Below are 16,481 nucleotides of genomic sequence, written 5' to 3'. Positions count from 1 at the left end.
CAAACCATATCCACGCTGCGGTGCAGCGCAAGGGCAGCCAGCGGCTATTTGCAACGGTTTTGCGAAAGCCTTGGTCAGATCGAGGGGTGTTGCCTAAATAATAGGCAGCGCAAAAACAAAACGCGCCCAAAGTATCGGGCGCGTTGCGGTTTTGATCATATTTTACTGCTATTCGCCGCGCGGAACCTGCCGGTTCGATAGCGGCACCTCTTCCAGAAAAAATGCAAAGATCAGCCCAACCGCCGCCAAAGCCGCCGCAATCAGATAGATCGGGTGGATCGCCTGCACCACGGTTTCGGCAAGATTGGCCTGTTGTTCGGGGCTTAGGCGCGCCAAGGTTTGCGGGCCGATGTTGCCGCCTTCGCCCAAGGGCAGACCCTGCGACATCCGCGCAGCAAACAGCGTGCCAAAGGCCGCAACCCCCAGCGAGCCACCGGTCTGGCGCACCATGATGCCCGCCGCCGTAGCCGTGCCCAAACTCTCACGCGGGACAGCATTTTGCACCGCCGTTGTCACCACCGGAAAGATGCAGCCCATGCCCAGCCCGACCAAGGCCAACGCCAGCGTGAAAACCACCATATTGCTGTGCTGCGTCATGAAGGACAGCGACATCATCCCCGCAAAAAGCAGCGCCATTCCCAGCTTTGGCAGCAGCAGATAGCGTCCGGTCTGACCCATGTAACGCCCTGAAAGGGTTGAGGTCAGCACGATCCCCAGCGTCATCGGAACCAACAGCAGGCCCGATTGCGTTGGCGTCGTGGCCTTGGCAATTTGCAAATAGAGCGGCACAAAGGTGATCGCGCCAAACAGCGCAACCCCTGCCACAAAGCCGATCACGCAAGTGACCCAAAACACGTTCAGCTTGAACAGCGACAGCGGCAAAATCGGCTCTTCGGCCCGCGCCTCGATCCAGACAAAGCCCAGCAGCGAGAGGATCGAGAGCGCAATCAGCCCAAAAGCTTCGGGTGAGCCCCAGCCAATGCTGCGCCCGCCCAAACTGCTGACCAGCGTCAGCGCGCCTAGGCCCAAGGTCAGCGCGACCGCACCTGCATAGTCGATCTTATGGCGCACACGATTAGCTTGTGCTTTGAAACTTATGGCAAAAATCCCAACGGCAATCAGCCCCAAGGGGATATTGATGAAAAAGATCCAGTGCCAATTCAAATATTGTACAAAGCCGCCACCGACCAAGGGGCCGACCACCGAAGAGGTGGCAAAGACCGCCGCAAAAACCCCTTGCACCTTGCCACGATCGCGCGGCGCAATCACATCGCCCACCACCGACAGCGCCAGCACAAACAACCCACCGCCGCCCAGCCCTTGCACTGCGCGTGCAAAGATCAAAAAGCTCATGGATCCGGCAATGCCGCAGAGGGCAGAGCCCAGCAAGAACAGCGAGACCGAGACAAAAACCATGGTTCGCCTTCCGTAAAGATCACCCAGTTTGCCATAAAGCGGGGCGACCACGGTCGAGGTCAGCACATAGGCCGTCACCACCCAGCTTAAATGATCCAAACCGCCCAGATCAGCAACAATTGTCGGCAGCGCTGTCGAGACGATGGTCTGATCCAAGGCCGCCAACAACAGCAACATGCCGATGGAGATAATCACCAGTCTGATCGGAGCGGGCGGGGTGGGGGATATATGCGCAGACAAAAATGCCTCCTGTCGCAGGGTTCTCCCATGGCTATGCTGAAGTGATATGCGTGTCAATCTCACATAGCTACACCTGTCATCTAATTGACATAAACATCTAAATTATGTTAAGGCACATTCAAATCGCCCGTGGTCTTTCGCCGCGGCCGCAAGACAGGAGGGCCGCAATGTCAGTCTCTAAGTGGCAAGGCTACAGCGCAGAGGTTTCCAAAAGGTTACAAAGCGGCGGCTATTCGGCAGATTCTGCGGCGGCCTTGCTTGATTTCGATGCCGAGATGTTTCGCCTAATGCGGTCAATCGTGAAGGGTGAGTTGCCGGCGCAACTGATGTCTGAAATGGGTCAAGGCCTTGATCTTGCGCAGTTTCAAGCGCTGACTGCCATCATGCGTTTACAAGGCGGCATTGGGGGGCGTGACCCGCAAGAAGCCACGGTTGGCCTGGTTGCTGCCGAGCTGAACGTCGATCCGTCGCGCGCAAGCCGCATTGTGTCTGATCTGATCGGGGCGGGCCTGCTGCGTCGCGATGTCAGCCAAAGCGACGGTCGCAAATCCATCCTAAACCTGACCCACAGCGCCACCGCCCTGCTTTTGGCCTTTCGGGATCTGAAATGGGCCAAGACGATGCAGGTCTTTGCCAATTGGACAGAAGCGGAAATTTGCAGCTTTTCCCAGCTTTTTCTGCGCTACAACGAAGGCATGCGGGCCGCTTACCCCTCCCGGGATTAGATTTTCGACAAAACACGCGAACATTGCGCGAACATGTCGTTGCCTCTGTGAAATTTCCGGTTAGAATGTGGCTATGGAAGAATGGGATGACTCTTTGGCGCCTGCGCCAAAAATACCGCTGTCGCAGCGTGCGCTTGGTCAGGGCGGCGCGCGGCCCGCGCCCTATCTGGATGATCTAAACCCCGCGCAACGCGAGGCGGTCGAGGCGCTGGACGGTCCGGTTTTGATGCTGGCAGGTGCTGGCACCGGCAAGACCAAGGCGCTGACCTCGCGCATTGTGCATCTGCTGAATATGGGTAAGGCCCGCCCGAATGAGATTTTGTCGGTGACTTTCACCAACAAAGCCGCGCGCGAGATGAAGCTGCGGGTGGGGCGGCTGCTGGGCGATGTGGCCGAGGGCATGGCATGGATGGGCACCTTCCATTCGCTTTCGGTGAAAATCCTGCGCCGCCATGCTGAACTTGTTGGTTTGAAAAGCAATTTCACCATTCTGGACACTGACGATCAGCTGCGGCTTTTGAAACAGCTGATTGCTGCCAACAATATCGATGAAAAACGCTGGCCCGCACGGATGATGGCCAGCATCATCGATTCGTGGAAGAACCGCGCGCTGACGCCTGACCGTGTGCCTTCGGGCGAAGCCGCCGCTTATGACAACCGCGGAACCGAGATTTATGAGCAATATCAAGAGCGTCTGCGCACGCTGAACGCCACCGATTTTGGCGATCTGTTGTTGCATTGCGTGGTGATCTTTCAAAAACACCCCGATGTCTTAGAGCAATATCAGCGCTGGTTCCGCTATATTCTGGTCGACGAATACCAAGACACCAACGTCGCGCAATATCTGTGGCTGCGACTTTTGGCGCAAAGTCACCGCAATATCTGCTGCGTCGGCGATGATGACCAATCCATCTATGGGTGGCGCGGCGCCGAAGTCGGCAATATCTTGCGGTTTGAAAAAGATTTCCCCGGTGCCAAGGTGGTGCGGCTGGAACAAAACTACCGCTCGACGGCGCATATTCTTGCTGCGGCTTCGGGGGTGATTGCCTCGAATGCGGGTCGTTTGGGCAAGACGCTTTGGACGGCGGGCGAGATGGGCGAAAAGCTGCGGCTGATCGGCCATTGGGACGGCGAGGAAGAGGCGCGCTGGATCGGCGAAGAGATCGAGGCCGCGCAACGCGGGCGGCGCAACATCCACGCGGTGTCGTTGAACCAAATCGCGATCCTTGTGCGCGCCTCGCATCAGATGCGCGCCTTTGAAGACCGGTTTTTGACCATCGGTCTGCCCTACCGCGTCATCGGCGGCCCGCGCTTTTACGAGCGGCAAGAAATTCGCGATGCGATGGCCTATTTCCGCCTTGCCGTCAGCCCCGAAGACGATCTGGCGTTTGAACGCGTGGTCAATCTGCCCAAACGCGGGTTGGGCGATAAGGCGCAAGGCGATATTCAACGCGAGGCGCGCGGCCTTGGCCTGCCGCTGCTGGAGGGTGCGCGCAGCTTGCTGGCGCGGGCGGGGATCGGCGGCAAGGGTGCCGGGCAATTGCGCCAATTTGTCGAAGGGGTTGATCGCTGGCATGCGGCCGTGCTTGGGGCCAGCCAAAGCCATATCGAGCTGGCCGAGATCATCTTGGATGAAAGCGGCTACACCACGATGTGGCAAAACGACAAAACCCCCGAGGCTGCGGGGCGGCTTGAAAACCTGAAGGAACTTGTCAAAGCGCTGGAGCAATTTGACAGTCTACAGGGGTTTTTGGAACACGTTAGCCTGATCATGGAAAACGAATCCGAAGAGGCGGTGGAAAAAGTGTCGATCATGACGCTGCACGCCGCTAAGGGGTTGGAATTCCCCGTGGTTTTCCTGCCCGGTTGGGAGGATGGCCTGTTCCCCAGCCAGCGCAGCATGGACGAATCCGGCAAAAAGGGCCTCGAGGAAGAGCGCCGTTTGGCCTATGTCGGCATCACCCGGGCCGAGCAGTTGTGCACGATTTCCTTTGCCTCGAACCGTCGGGTCTATGGGCAATGGCAAAGCCAATTGCCCAGCCGTTTCATTGACGAGCTGCCTGAAGACCATGTTGCTGTGCTGACCCCGCCGGGGCTTTATGGCGGCGGTTACGGTGCGGCGGCTCCAAGCTATGGCTCCTCGCTTGAAGACCGCGTGGGCAAGGCCGATCCCTATAACTCGCCGGGCTGGAAGCGGATGCAAGACCGCGCCACGACCCGCCCGATCGCGCAACCGCGCGAGGCGCGGGCGGTGACGATCGACGCCGCCGCGGTTTCGTCCTTTGTGACGGGGGACCGGGTGTTTCACCAGAAATTCGGCTATGGCGAGATTGTCGGCATCGAAGGCGATAAGCTGCATATCGAATTTGATCATGCCGGTGCCAAGATGATCGTGGCGCGTTGGGTCGTGGCCGCGCATGAGGTGGGCGAGGTGCCGTTTTAGGCCCGCAGCCGCGCAAGGCCTGCCACCAATAGCCCTGCGGCCAGCCCCCAAAACGCAGCGCCGATGCCAAAGGCTGCCACGCCAGAGGCCGTGACCACCAGCGTGACCACGGCAGCAAAGCGTGTAGGCTCTGGCGTAAAGCCCGCAACCAGCGCGCCCATCAGCGGGCCCAGCAAGGCAAGGGCCACCAGCGCCGTCATCAAAGCCGTGGGCAAGGCTGCCAAAATCGGCACGATCACCGGCCCCAGAAGCCCCAACACCAGCCAAACCGCCGCGTAAATCACTCCGGTTTTCCAGCGTTGACTGCGGTCTGGGTGGGTGTCTTCACCCAGACAAATCGCCGCCGTGATCGCGGCCATGCTGACCGGATGCGCGCCAAAAAGCCCTGAAATCACGGAAAGCCCCGCCGTCACCCCCAGCGCTGGTCGCACCGGCGGCGCGTAGCCTGCCGCGCGCAAGACCGCAAATCCGGGCAGGTTTTGCGAGGCCATGGTAACCAGATAGAGCGGCACCCCCAGCCCGAGCAGCACATCCCAGCGAAAGGCGGGGGCGATAAACTCTAGATGCGGCAGCGGCAGGTGCAGGCTTGGCAGATGCGCGGCGCCTGTCACAAAGGCCAAAACCACGCCAAGGCTCAGCGCCGCCAGCACCGCCACCGCCGGATTATAAAGCCGCACCAGCAGGAAAACCGCAGCCATCGGCAGCACCAGCGCGGGCAGGGCCTGCGCCGCCGCCGTGCCTTTCAGGCAAAACGGCAGCAGCACGCCCGCCAACATCGCCGCCGCGACCCCGTCTGGGATTTGGGCGACCAGCCGCCCCAAGGGGCGCAGCGCCCCCGTCAGCGCCACCAACACGCCTGATAGCACAAAGGCGCCCACGGCTTCGGCCATGCTGACCCCCGTGCTGGCCGCAATCAGCGCAGCCCCGGGGGTCGACCACGCCAGCACCACCGGCACCTTTGACTGCGCACTGAGCAGGGCCGAGCCGATGGCTTTGGCCACACAAACCGCAAACACCCAGCTTGCCGTCTGGCCGGGCGTCGCGCCCACCGCTGCGGCTGCCGAAAGCACCAGCGCAATCGTCGAGCCATAGCCAACCAAGGCCGCCACAAGGGCCGCTGAAACCATAGATAAACGCATAAAGCCCCCGACAGTTTTTCCAACTATCGCGGGCGCTTGGGCAATGTTCAAGAGAGGAAGCGGCGGCACCCGCAGGGAGGAGGAGAGCAGGTGCCGCCTGATCGTCGGGCCAGGGAGGAGGTTGGCCGTTCGAAAGACTGGCAGCAGGTTCAGGGAGGAGGTTGAACCGCTGCCTACCATTCGGCCAGGGAGGAGGTTGGCCGAAGTGTTCTATGCGGCGGCCCCCCTCGGGAGGAGGTAAGAGGAGCCGCCTAATCGTCAGGCCAGGGAGGAGGTTGGCCTTTCGAATTCAGGTGGCGGCGATCCAGGGAGGAGGTTGGATCACCGCCAATCCGCCAGGCCCAGGGAGGAGGAGGGGCCTTACGAAGAGAATAAAAAGGCGACGGCGCTAGGGAGGAGGAGCGCGCCGCCGCGCCATGAAACTGGTCTCGGGGAGGAGGATCGAGACCGGTTCAGGGATTACTTGCCGTAGGCCGCCTCACGGGCGATCTCGGAGATCATCGAGCGGGCAATGCCCAGGTCTGCCAATTCGCGCTCATTCAGGCTGCGCAGCTCGGTCAGGGTCTGGGTGTAGACGCGGCGGCGTTGCAGGGCGACACCAAAGCCGGTGAAGGCGCTGCTGATGCGGTCAAACAAAAAGGTCTGCGCCGTGCGTGTCGAATTTACATAAGCCATTTTACATCTCACTCTTCTGATCTAGCGGCTGGGTTGACCGGATGTCTTACCCTCGTCTTCCGCTGTTAGGGGTAACATGGCGTATATGCTGCACCTGCACAATGGGATTAACGGCAATGCTGCCATGCAGCAAATGCATGGCTCTTCATCACAAAAAGTTCATAATTAACATAGATTTCGGGTGAAATTTGAGCATTTGGTCAACAGGGGCTTGTCCTTTGCTGCAAAGCGAACAAGTTTGCCCAAAGCGTGTCTAAAATTGGGGCAAAGGAAAAACCATGTCAGTCACCCGCGAAGATGTCCTCTTGGTTCTCTCTGGGGTTGTGGTGCCCGGTGGCACGCTGGTGTCGCAAGATTTGATCCGCGCGCTGCAAATTGATGGTGGCGCGATTCGATTTGTGATCGAGGCCGCAAACCCTGATGCGGCGCGCGCGCTGGCCCCTGCACAGGCTGCTGCCGAAGCTGCGCTGCGCGGGCTTGCGGGCGTGGTCTCGGTGCAGGTGGTGATGACTGCGCATGGCCCCGCCGCCAAAGCGCCGCCGCCAAATCTTGGCGCGTCGGCAGGGCAGGGCGTCAAGATCGGACAGCATCCTACGCCACATCAAGGCGGCCCCGCGCGGATCAACGGCATTGACCGCATCATCGCGGTGGGCTCGGGCAAAGGCGGGGTCGGCAAATCAACGGTCTCTTCCAACCTTGCGGTGGCGCTGGCCAAGCAAGGCCGCCGCGTTGGGCTTTTGGATGCCGATATCTATGGCCCCAGCCAGCCACGGATGATGGGGGTGTCCAAGCGACCTGCCTCGGCCGATGGCAAGATCATCGAACCGCTGCGCGCGCATGGCGTCACGATGATGTCGATTGGCCTGATGCTGAAGGAAGACGAGGCGGTGATCTGGCGTGGCCCAATGATCATGGGGGCTTTGCAGCAATTGCTGACCCAGGTGGCTTGGGGCGAACTGGATGTGCTGATCATTGATCTGCCGCCGGGCACCGGTGATATTCAACTGACGCTGTGCCAGCGCACGCATCTGACCGGCGCGATTGTGGTCTCGACCCCGCAAGACGTCGCCTTGCTCGATGCCCGCAAAGCGCTGGATATGTTCCAAAAGCTGAAAACGCCGGTGCTGGGGCTGATCGAGAATATGTCGACCTATATCTGCCCCAATTGCGGCCATGAAGAGCATCTTTTCGGCCATGGCGGCGTTGCGGCTGAAGCCAAGCGGCTGGATTTGCCGTTCTTGGGCGAATTGCCCTTGTCGATAGATGTGCGCATCGCAGGCGACAGTGGCACGCCGATTGCGGCAGGCGAAGGCGCGCATGCCGAGGCCTATGCCCGTTTGGCCCACCGCCTGATTGCGGGCGGCATGGCCTGATCTTTAAGGCAGCCTGAAACCAAGGGCCTGCCGTGGCGGCATCGAGCCGCCGCGGCAGGCATTGCCATGGAAGATAACAATGGCGCGTGCTTTTGGGATAGGTCGGCGAAATCCGATGAGACCGAATCACTCCTTTGGGAAATCATGGGAAATATGGCTTTTTCTGCCGCATGCGGCTGGTTTTTGCCTATTTTTGTTGGGTAAACCGCATGTGGTGCGCTCTTATTTCCTGAAATCAGAAAAAAATTGGGACAGCATGGGCTTGCAGCTTGGCGGTGAGGTTTATCTACATGTAGTGGTAATGTCGTCGTGTTCACCTAGGTTTATCCGGATTCTGAGGGTATTGCCCACCAGATAGTGTTTTCAGTCCTGCTTTGTCACAATATCTGGCGGGTTGATCCCAAAAATTTCCATTGCTTCCCATGAAATCCCATGTCATTCCTTTTCTCACGGAAGACGAGACGGTCAAAAAACGACGCAGGGGCAGCGATAGACCCCGAACAAGGCGCAAAAAGACAGGCTCATACAGGCAACCGCTTTCGCCTTCCCTCAGATCCGGCGCGCAAGCGAGCAGACATCTCCCCCAGGTGGTTTGCGCAGCAGGACGCCCAGCGATGGGACAGACGGCGGATCGAGCAGTGGCAGCAGCTCGATCCGCCATTTCTATTTTAGGACGAGGGTGATCCTCGCAAAGGAGCCGGAAGGCCGATGGTGAGTGAGGCGTTCAGAGGTGAGTTCTACCAAAAGGTAGACAGCAAGGCGCGGGTTTCGATCCCGGCTGCCTTCCGCCGCATTCTGGAAGTCGAAGACCCCGCCACCGAAGACAATGCCCGCCCGCGCGTCTATATGGTTTATGGCGGCAAATCCCGGAATTTTGTTGAATGCTATTCGCGCGCAGGGGCCGATGCTTTGGCCGCCAAGATCGAAGCGATGGAGCTTGGCTCGCCCGCGCGTGACCGCGCTGAACGCGATCTGATTTCGCGTTCGGTGATGATCGAGGTGGAACCTGATGGCCGCATCGTTTTGCCGGCCAAGGTGCGCGCCAAGATGGGCTTTGCGCCTGAAGACAGTGGCGGCGAGGCGGCGTTTGCGGGCTTTACCAATCGGTTCAAGCTCTATCGCCGCGAAGTCTATGACGCCGAAAACGATGCTGAAGATGACGATGATGTAGATCCGCTGACCCTTGTGGGTCGTGCGATGAGGGCAGGGTAAGATGGCACAGACAAGCGATCAGACCATCGGTCGCGCGCCACATATTCCTGTGTTGTTGCGGCCTTTGTTGGCGGCTGTGGCCCCGGTGCGGGGCCTTTGGCTTGATGGCACCTTTGGCGCGGGCGGCTATACGCGCGGGCTGCTTGCGGCGGGGGCTGACTGCGTCATTGGCGTAGACCGCGATCCTTTGGCCTTGGAATTGGCGGCCCCTTGGGCGGGAGAATACGGTGATCGGCTGCGGCTGGTGGCGGGCAATTTCTCGGATATGGACCGCCACGCGGGGGCCGAGCTGGACGGTGTTGTGCTGGATCTGGGCGTGTCGTCGATGCAGATTGATCTGGCCGAGCGCGGCTTTTCCTTTCAAAAAGACGGCCCGCTTGACATGCGGATGAGCCAATCTGGCCCTTCGGCTGCGGATCTGGTCAATACCGCCTCTGAAGAAACGCTGGCAAATATCCTTTACCATTTCGGCGAAGAGCGCGCCTCGCGCCGCATCGCCCATGCGATTGTCGAGGCCCGCACCGCCAATCCGATCACCACCACGCTGCGGCTGGCCGAGATCGTCTCGAAATGCCTGCCGCGTCCAAAGCCCGGGCAAAGCCATCCTGCGACCCGCAGCTTTCAGGCGCTGCGCATCGCGGTGAATGAGGAATTCGCCCAGCTTGTGCAGGGGCTTGCCGCGGCAGAGCGGGCGTTGAAGCCCGGCGGTCTGCTGGCGGTTGTGACCTTTCATTCGCTGGAAGATCGCGTCGTCAAACGCTTTTTCCAGCAGGCGGCGGGCGAAGAGCCCAATGCCAACCGCTATGCGCCGGTGAAAACCGAAACCACGGCGCGTTTTACGCTGGTGACGCGCAAGGCTGTTGGCCCTGACGATGAAGAGCTGGCCGAAAACCCGCGTGCGCGTTCCGCCAAATTACGGGTGGCGCGGCGCACGGCTGCCCCTGCCGTTGATGTCGATGCCGCCAGCCTGAACGCCCCTGATCTGCCGCAATCCTCTGGCCGGAAAGGACGTCGCTGACCGATGCGCCCGCTGCTTTATGCTTTGTCATTCCTTGCTGTGATGGCCTTGGGGTTCTGGGCCTACCGCGAAAACTATACCACCCAAGATGCCTTGGGCGAGGTGTCGCAGCTGCAAAATGAAATCGCTGATCTGCGCGACAGCCTGACGGTGCAGCGCGCCGAATGGGCCTATCTGAACCGCCCCGACCGGCTGCGCGATCTGGCGACGATCAATTTTGACCGGCTGGGCTTGCTGCCGATGGCGCCCGAGCAATTCGGCAGCGCCGCACAAATCGCCTTTCCTCCGCCGCCACTCAGCCCAAGTCTTGATATCACCGGCGCGCAATCGGTGGCTGGGGTGCTGAACGCCGATCCAGAAGAGGCCTCGACGCCATGACCCGCATTCCGCTGCGCCCGCTTGCCCGCATTCTTGACGCCCGCACCAAGGGTGAAAATCCTGATGCCATCGAACGCGAAAACCTGCGGCTGCGCCACGAACAGATGCGCGACAAATCCCGGGGTCGTGCGCAGCTGCGTCTGGTGGTCTTGGCGCTGTGCTTTTTCTCGGCTTACGGGCTGATCGGGGCGCGGATGGCGATGCTGGCGGGCACCCAGCCGGTCGAGCCGCGCTCGGCCTCGACGCGCAATGACATCGAGGCTTCGCGCGCCGATATTCTGGACCGCAACGGTCGTGTGCTGGCGACCAATATGCTGACCCATGCGCTTTATGTGCAGACCCGCGATCTGGTCGACCCCGCCCATGCAGCGCAAGAGCTGGCGCGGATTTTCCCTGATCTGGATGCCAAGACCCTGCTGCGCCGCTTTACCGATGGGCGTAGCTTTTTGTGGGTGCGCCGCGTGCTGTCGCCCGAGCAGATGCAGCAAGTGCATGAGATCGGAGATCCGGGCCTGTTGTTTGGCCCGCGCGAGATGCGGCTTTACCCCAATGGCACGCTGGCGGCCCATGTCTTGGGCGGCACCAGCTTTGGCGCCGAGGGCGTTGCTTCGGCAGAAGTCATCGGCACTGCCGGGATCGAGCGTTTTGAAGACAGCCGTCTGCGCGATCCGGCCCAAGCCAATACGCCGCTTGTTACCTCGTTGGATCTGACCGTTCAGACCACGGTCGAAGAGGTGCTGCAAACAGGCATGACCATGATGAACGCCAAGGGCGGTGCGGCGATCTTGATGGATGTGAACACCGGCGAAGTTGTCAGCCTTGCCGCCTTGCCAACCTTTGACCCCAATGACCGCCCCGCCAATCCGGTTTCGGGCGATCCTAGCGACAGCCCGTTGTTCAATCGCGCGGTGCAGGGGATTTACGAGCTGGGCTCGACCTTTAAAATCTTTGCTGTTGCACAGGCGATGGAGCTTGGCCTTGTTACCCCAGACACGCTGGTCGATGCCAATGCGCCAATGCGCTGGGGCAAGTTTAAGATCAACGAGTTTGAAGGCCATAACTATGGCCCGCTGCTATCGGTTGCCGATGTCATCGCCAAATCTTCGAACGTTGGCACCGCCCATATCGCGCTGATGATCGGCGGCGAGCGGCAGCAGACCTTTTTGCGCAGCCTTGGTTTGTTTGATGCATCGCCCGTCGAGCTGGCCGAGGCGCGCGGCGCCAAGCCGCTATTGCCCAAGCGCTGGGCCGATATTGTCACCATCACCGCCTCTTATGGTCACGGCGTTGGCGGCAGCCCGATGAACCTTGCCGCAGCCTATGCCACCATCGCCAATGGCGGCATCAAGGTCACACCAACGCTGCTGAAACGCACCAGCCCGATGCAGGGCGAGCGGATTATCAGCGAAGAAACCTCGAAACTTTCCGTTGGCATGATGCGCCGCGTGGTCACTGAAGGCACCGCCAGCATGGGCGAGGTGCCGGGTTATTTCGTGGCTGGCAAAACCGGCACCGCCGAAAAGCCAAAGCAGGGCGGGGGCTATGATCGCGACCGTGTGGTCAATACCTTTGCCTGCGTGTTTCCGGCCAATGATCCGAAATATGTGCTGATCGTCACGCTGGACGAGCCGACCGAGAACACCGGCCCCAAACCCCGCCGCACCGCGGGTTGGACTGCCGTTCCCGTGGCCGCCGAAGTGATCCGCCGCACCGCCCCGCTTTTGGGACTGCGGCCGCAGGTTGAAGTTCTTGCGCCCGATGAGGTAACAGCCGTCAAGCCCTAACCCCGATTAAAGGTGCAGATCATGGCAGACCGGCCAAAGACCCTTTCCGACCTTGGCCTTACCGCCCGCGCGGGCCGCGATCCACAGCTGCTTGGGCTGACGCTGGACAGCCGTGCTGTGCGGCCGGGATTTTTGTTTGCCGCCATGCCTGGCAGCCATGTGCATGGTGCAGCCTATATCGCCAAAGCGCTGGAACTGGGGGCTGTGGCTATTTTGACCGATGCCACAGGGGCGGCTTTGGCAGCCGAGGCGCTGGCAGGCGCGCCGGCGGCTTTGGTGGTTGCCGCTGACCCGCGCGAGGCTTTGGCACGCGCAGCCGCGCTGTGGTTTGGCGCGCAGCCTGCGACGATGGTTGCGGTGACGGGCACCAATGGCAAAACCTCTGTCGCGACCTTTGCGCGGCAAATCTGGATGGCGCTGGGAAAGCCTGCAATCAACATCGGCACCACCGGGGTGGAAGGCGCCTGGAGCGCGCCCTCGTCGCATACCACGCCCGACCCGATCACCCTGCACCAGATGCTGGCGCTTGCCGCCGCCGATGGCGTGACCCATGCCGCGATGGAGGCCTCGTCGCACGGGCTGGACCAGCGCCGTCTTGACGGGGTGCGCCTGCGCGCGGCGGGGTTCACCAACTTTACCCAAGACCATCTGGATTATCACCACACCTTTGACGCCTATTTCGCCGCCAAAGCTGCGCTTTTTGATCGGGTTTTGCCTGAAGATGGCACCGCCGTGATCAATATGAACGATCCGCGCGGCATCGATATCGCCAATATCGCGGTGGCACGCGGGCAAAGCCTGATCTCGGTTGGTCATGGCGAGGGCTGCGATCTGCGCATTCTTGGCCAACGCTTTGACGCCAAGGGTCAAGACCTGCGACTTGACTGGAAGGGCACGCCCTATCAGGTGCATCTGAACCTTGTTGGCGGATTTCAGGCGGAAAACGTGGCGCTTGCGGCCGCCTTGGTGATTGCCGCAGGCAGCCCCGCGCGCGATGTGTTTCATGTGCTGCCACAGCTGACCGGCGTGCGCGGCCGGATGCAGCTTGCGGGCACGCGCAAGAATGGCGCGAGTGTTTATGTCGATTACGCCCATACCCCCGACGCCATCGCCACTGCTTTGCGCGCGCTGCGCCCGCATGTGATGGGGCGGCTGATCGTGGTGTTCGGGGCTGGTGGCGACCGCGATGCCAGCAAGCGCCCGCTGATGGGCCAAGCCGCGCGCGACAATGCCGATATCCTGTTTGTCACCGATGATAACCCGCGCTCGGAAGAGCCTGCGCTGATCCGTGCCGCGATCCTTACCGCTTGCCCCGATGCCAATGAGGTTGGTGATCGCGCCGAAGCCATCCTTTTGGGCGTCGATGCGCTGCAAGCAGGCGACGCTTTGCTGATTGCGGGCAAGGGGCACGAGACCGGGCAAACCATTGACGGCAATATCTATCCCTTTGACGATTTGGAACAGGCCAGCATTGCCGTGGCCGCTTTGGATGATCTGCTATGACGCTTTGGACCTCTGCCGATGCTGTAACGGCCACCGCTGGCCGCACCACCGCCGATTGGACGGCGCTTGGCGTGTCGATCGACACCCGCACGCTGCAAAAGGGCGATCTTTTTGTGGCGTTGAAAGACATCCGCGATGGCCATGACTTTGTGGCGCTTGCCTTGGAAAAAGGGGCTGCCGCAGCGCTGGTCAGCCATATCCCCGCAGGCCTGCCCGCCGATGCACCGCTTTTGGTGGTGCCGGATGTGCTGGCGGCACTTGAACAGCTGGGCCGCTTTGCCCGTGCGCGCAGCCGTGCGCGGGTGGTTGGGGTGACCGGATCGGTTGGCAAAACCTCGACCAAGGAAATGCTGCGGATGATCTTGGGCGGGCAGGGCGTCACCCATGCCGCTGAGGCGAGCTATAACAACCACTGGGGCGTGCCGCTGACCCTTGCGCGCCTGCCTGCCGCGGCCGATTTCGCGGTGATCGAGATTGGCATGAACCACCCCGGCGAGATTGCCCCCTTGGCCCGCATGGCAGCGCCCGATGTGGTGCTGATCACGACCGTGGCCGCCGCGCATATGGAAGCCTTTGCCTCGCTTGAAGGCATCGCTGCCGAAAAAGCCGCGATCCTTGACGGCTTGCGCCCAGGCGGCACCGCGATCTTGCCTGCTGATCTGACTGTCAGCCCGATTTTGCTGGCCAAAGCTGCCGAAGTCGGCGCCAAGACCCTGACCTTTGGCGCAACACAGGCCGATTATCAGCTGACCTCGGTGCAGATCGGCGAGACGGCGACCATCGTCAAAGCCACGCGCCACGGGGTTGGCTTTCTGTACAAGGTGCTTTCGCCCGGCCGTCATTTCGCCGCCAATGGTCTGGCCGCCTTGGCGGTTGCCGATGCGCTGGGGCTTGATGCGGTGATAGCGGCCACAGACCTTGGCCGCTGGCAGCCCCCCGCAGGCCGTGGCACGCGTGAAAAGATCCTGCTCGATACGCTGGATGAAACCAGCTTTGATCTGATCGACGATGCCTTTAACGCCAATCCTGCCTCGCTTGCCGCCGCTTTGGATGTTCTGATCGCCGCCAAGCCGCAAGACGGTGTTGGCCGTGTCGGGCGAGGCCGCCGCATCGCTGTCTTGGGCGATATGCTGGAACTGGGGACAACCGAGATCGACCTGCACAAGGCCGTGGCCAGCCATCCGCAGCTGGCCAAGATCGACATCATCCATTGCGTTGGCCCCCGCATGAAGCATCTGTGGGACATGTTGCCAAAAACGCAACGCGGCCAGTGGCACGAGGCGGCTCCGGCTTTGGCAGCCCATGCCCGCACGCTGATTGACGCCGGAGACATCGTTTTGGTCAAAAGCTCCAAAGGCATAAAAACCAGCCTCGTCGTTGACGCCCTGCGCAAATTGGGGCAGAGCCTCGCCGCAGCGTCTGGCGACGCAAACAAGGATCAGGCGTAATGTTCTACTGGCTTACAGAATTCTCGGACGGCGGTGATATCTTTAACCTGTTCCGCTATATCACCTTTCGCGCTGGCATGGCCTTTGTCACCGCGCTGATCTTTGGCTTTATCTTTGGGCGCCCGCTGATTGACCTGTTGCGCCGCAAGCAGGGCAAGGGCCAGCCCATTCGCGATGACGGCCCGCAAAGCCATTTCGTTAAGGCAGGCACGCCAACGATGGGCGGTCTGTTGATCCTTTCGGCGCTGATGTTTTCCACCCTGCTTTGGGCGCGGCTGGACAATGCCTATGTTTGGATCGTGGTTCTGGTGACGCTGGCCTTTGGACTGATCGGCTTTGCCGATGATTTCGCCAAGGTCAGCAAGCAAAACACCAAGGGCGTCTCGGGCAAGACCCGCATGTTGGCGGGGCTGCTGATTGCAGCGCTTGCAAGCTATGCTGCGGCCTCGTTCCATCCGCCCGCGCTGACCAACCAGCTGGCGGTGCCGCTGTTCAAAAACGTGCTGATCAACCTGTCGTATTTCTTTGTGCCCTTTGGCATGATTGTGATCGTGGGGGCTGCCAATGCGGTAAACCTGACCGACGGGCTTGACGGGCTGGCCATCATGCCGGTGATGATCGCGGCTGGCACCCTGGGTGTGATCGCCTATATCGTTGGCAACTTTAACTTTTCCGAATATCTTGGCGTGCATTTTGTGCCGGGCACGGGCGAGCTGTTGATCTTTACCTCGGCGCTGTTTGGCGCGGGCTTGGGGTTCTTGTGGTATAACGCCCCGCCGGCTGCGGTGTTCATGGGCGACACCGGCAGCCTTGCCCTTGGCGGCGCGCTGGGCGCAATTGCGGTCTGCACCAAGCACGAGATCGTTCTGGCCATTGTCGGCGGTCTGTTCGTGGTCGAGGCGTTAAGCGTGATCATCCAAGTGCTTTACTTCAAACGCACCGGCAAACGTGTCTTCCTGATGGCCCCGATCCACCACCATTTCGAGAAGAAAGGCTGGGCCGAACCGCAAATCGTCATCCGCTTTTGGATCATCAGCCTGATCCTTGCCATGATCGGCCTTGCGACGCTGAAGGTGCGCTAAAGCCGCCGCACCCTAGCCTGCGGCCCATTGCGGCTTGGGGTGGGT

13 protein-coding genes are annotated in these 16,481 nt (G+C 60.7%); 10 read left to right on the top strand and 3 right to left on the bottom strand.

Going from position 1 to position 16,481, the window contains the following annotated elements; all coding sequences use genetic code 11:
- Positions 1 to 168 precede the first annotated feature (168 nt).
- Positions 169 to 1,656 (bottom strand): MDR family MFS transporter, encoded by a 1,488-nt coding sequence (locus tag V7Q10_RS05250; protein ID WP_333868003.1) that lies wholly within the window; start codon positions 1,654 to 1,656, stop codon positions 169 to 171.
- A gap of 167 nt (positions 1,657 to 1,823) precedes the next feature.
- Here V7Q10_RS05250 and V7Q10_RS05245 point away from each other — a divergent pair, with 167 nt between their 5' ends.
- Together V7Q10_RS05245 and V7Q10_RS05240 are read left to right on the top strand one after the other, a co-directional pair.
- A complete protein-coding gene (locus V7Q10_RS05245) occupies positions 1,824 to 2,381 on the top strand; it encodes a MarR family winged helix-turn-helix transcriptional regulator (protein WP_333868002.1) in 558 nt (185 codons plus the stop codon).
- A 73-nt stretch (positions 2,382 to 2,454) separates the two neighbouring features.
- Entirely contained in the window at positions 2,455 to 4,824 is a 2,370-nt protein-coding gene (locus V7Q10_RS05240) for an ATP-dependent helicase (RefSeq protein ID WP_333868001.1), read from the top strand.
- Here V7Q10_RS05240 and V7Q10_RS05235 read toward each other — a convergent pair.
- The gene (locus tag V7Q10_RS05235; protein ID WP_333868000.1) at positions 4,821 to 5,963 is read right to left on the bottom strand and encodes a benzoate/H(+) symporter BenE family transporter; all 1,143 of its coding nucleotides are present in this window, start codon (positions 5,961 to 5,963) and stop codon (positions 4,821 to 4,823) included. The genes V7Q10_RS05240 and V7Q10_RS05235 overlap by 4 nt on opposite strands.
- A 459-nt stretch (positions 5,964 to 6,422) precedes the next feature.
- Positions 6,423 to 6,638, bottom strand: a complete 216-nt coding sequence (locus tag V7Q10_RS05230; protein ID WP_333867999.1) for a DUF1127 domain-containing protein — start codon at positions 6,636 to 6,638, stop codon at positions 6,423 to 6,425.
- Positions 6,639 to 6,916: 278 nt separating this feature from the next.
- Here V7Q10_RS05230 and V7Q10_RS05225 point away from each other — a divergent pair, with 278 nt between their 5' ends.
- The 8 genes from V7Q10_RS05225 (at position 6,917) to mraY (ending at position 16,436) form a co-directional block, all read left to right on the top strand.
- Positions 6,917 to 8,011, top strand: a complete 1,095-nt coding sequence (locus V7Q10_RS05225) for an Mrp/NBP35 family ATP-binding protein (protein ID WP_333867998.1) — start codon at positions 6,917 to 6,919, stop codon at positions 8,009 to 8,011.
- A 708-nt stretch (positions 8,012 to 8,719) separates the two neighbouring features.
- Positions 8,720 to 9,223 carry a division/cell wall cluster transcriptional repressor MraZ gene (locus V7Q10_RS05220; protein WP_333867997.1) on the top strand — a complete coding sequence of 168 codons (504 nt, stop codon included), beginning with the start codon at positions 8,720 to 8,722 and terminating at the stop codon, positions 9,221 to 9,223.
- Between the two features lies 1 nt (position 9,224).
- Positions 9,225 to 10,241 (top strand): 16S rRNA (cytosine(1402)-N(4))-methyltransferase RsmH, encoded by a 1,017-nt coding sequence (rsmH, locus tag V7Q10_RS05215; RefSeq protein ID WP_333867996.1) that lies wholly within the window; start codon positions 9,225 to 9,227, stop codon positions 10,239 to 10,241.
- Positions 10,242 to 10,244: 3 nt separating this feature from the next.
- Positions 10,245 to 10,619: a cell division protein FtsL gene (gene ftsL / locus V7Q10_RS05210; RefSeq protein WP_333867995.1), complete on the top strand. Its 375-nt coding sequence runs from the start codon at positions 10,245 to 10,247 to the stop codon at positions 10,617 to 10,619.
- Positions 10,616 to 12,403, top strand: a complete 1,788-nt coding sequence (locus V7Q10_RS05205) for a peptidoglycan D,D-transpeptidase FtsI family protein (protein ID WP_333867994.1) — start codon at positions 10,616 to 10,618, stop codon at positions 12,401 to 12,403. Before ftsL ends, V7Q10_RS05205 begins: the two co-directional genes overlap by 4 nt.
- Before the next feature lie 21 nt (positions 12,404 to 12,424).
- Complete coding sequence (locus V7Q10_RS05200; RefSeq protein ID WP_333867993.1) at positions 12,425 to 13,906, top strand: UDP-N-acetylmuramoyl-L-alanyl-D-glutamate--2,6-diaminopimelate ligase; 1,482 nt, start codon at positions 12,425 to 12,427, stop codon at positions 13,904 to 13,906.
- The gene (locus tag V7Q10_RS05195; RefSeq protein WP_333867992.1) at positions 13,903 to 15,354 is read left to right on the top strand and encodes a UDP-N-acetylmuramoyl-tripeptide--D-alanyl-D-alanine ligase; all 1,452 of its coding nucleotides are present in this window, start codon (positions 13,903 to 13,905) and stop codon (positions 15,352 to 15,354) included. Before V7Q10_RS05200 ends, V7Q10_RS05195 begins: the two co-directional genes overlap by 4 nt.
- Positions 15,354 to 16,436, top strand: coding sequence for a phospho-N-acetylmuramoyl-pentapeptide-transferase (gene mraY / locus V7Q10_RS05190; RefSeq protein WP_333867991.1), 1,083 nt, complete (start codon positions 15,354 to 15,356; stop codon positions 16,434 to 16,436). Before V7Q10_RS05195 ends, mraY begins: the two co-directional genes overlap by 1 nt.
- The last annotated feature ends 45 nt before the right edge of the window (positions 16,437 to 16,481 follow it).

It is taken from the genome of Cypionkella sp., assembly GCF_036782355.1.
Classification (GTDB): domain Bacteria; phylum Pseudomonadota; class Alphaproteobacteria; order Rhodobacterales; family Rhodobacteraceae; genus Cypionkella.
Note: the sequence above shows the minus strand (reverse complement) of the source record. Positions and strands in the feature narration are given on the sequence as shown.

Excerpts from the sequence above, each read along its gene's own strand:
- V7Q10_RS05245 (WP_333868002.1), top strand. The coding sequence starts at position 1,824 with ATGTCAGTCTCTAAGTGGCAAGGCTACAGCGCAGAGGTTTCCAAAAGG.
- V7Q10_RS05240 (WP_333868001.1), top strand. The coding sequence starts at position 2,455 with ATGGAAGAATGGGATGACTCTTTGGCGCCTGCGCCAAAAATACCGCTG.
- V7Q10_RS05235 (WP_333868000.1), bottom strand. The coding sequence starts at position 5,963 with ATGCGTTTATCTATGGTTTCAGCGGCCCTTGTGGCGGCCTTGGTTGGC.
- V7Q10_RS05230 (WP_333867999.1), bottom strand. The coding sequence starts at position 6,638 with ATGGCTTATGTAAATTCGACACGCACGGCGCAGACCTTTTTGTTTGAC.
- V7Q10_RS05225 (WP_333867998.1), top strand. The coding sequence starts at position 6,917 with ATGTCAGTCACCCGCGAAGATGTCCTCTTGGTTCTCTCTGGGGTTGTG.
- V7Q10_RS05220 (WP_333867997.1), top strand. The coding sequence starts at position 8,720 with ATGGTGAGTGAGGCGTTCAGAGGTGAGTTCTACCAAAAGGTAGACAGC.
- rsmH (WP_333867996.1), top strand. The coding sequence starts at position 9,225 with ATGGCACAGACAAGCGATCAGACCATCGGTCGCGCGCCACATATTCCT.
- ftsL (WP_333867995.1), top strand. The coding sequence starts at position 10,245 with ATGCGCCCGCTGCTTTATGCTTTGTCATTCCTTGCTGTGATGGCCTTG.
- V7Q10_RS05205 (WP_333867994.1), top strand. The coding sequence starts at position 10,616 with ATGACCCGCATTCCGCTGCGCCCGCTTGCCCGCATTCTTGACGCCCGC.
- V7Q10_RS05200 (WP_333867993.1), top strand. The coding sequence starts at position 12,425 with ATGGCAGACCGGCCAAAGACCCTTTCCGACCTTGGCCTTACCGCCCGC.
- V7Q10_RS05195 (WP_333867992.1), top strand. The coding sequence starts at position 13,903 with ATGACGCTTTGGACCTCTGCCGATGCTGTAACGGCCACCGCTGGCCGC.
- mraY (WP_333867991.1), top strand. The coding sequence starts at position 15,354 with ATGTTCTACTGGCTTACAGAATTCTCGGACGGCGGTGATATCTTTAAC.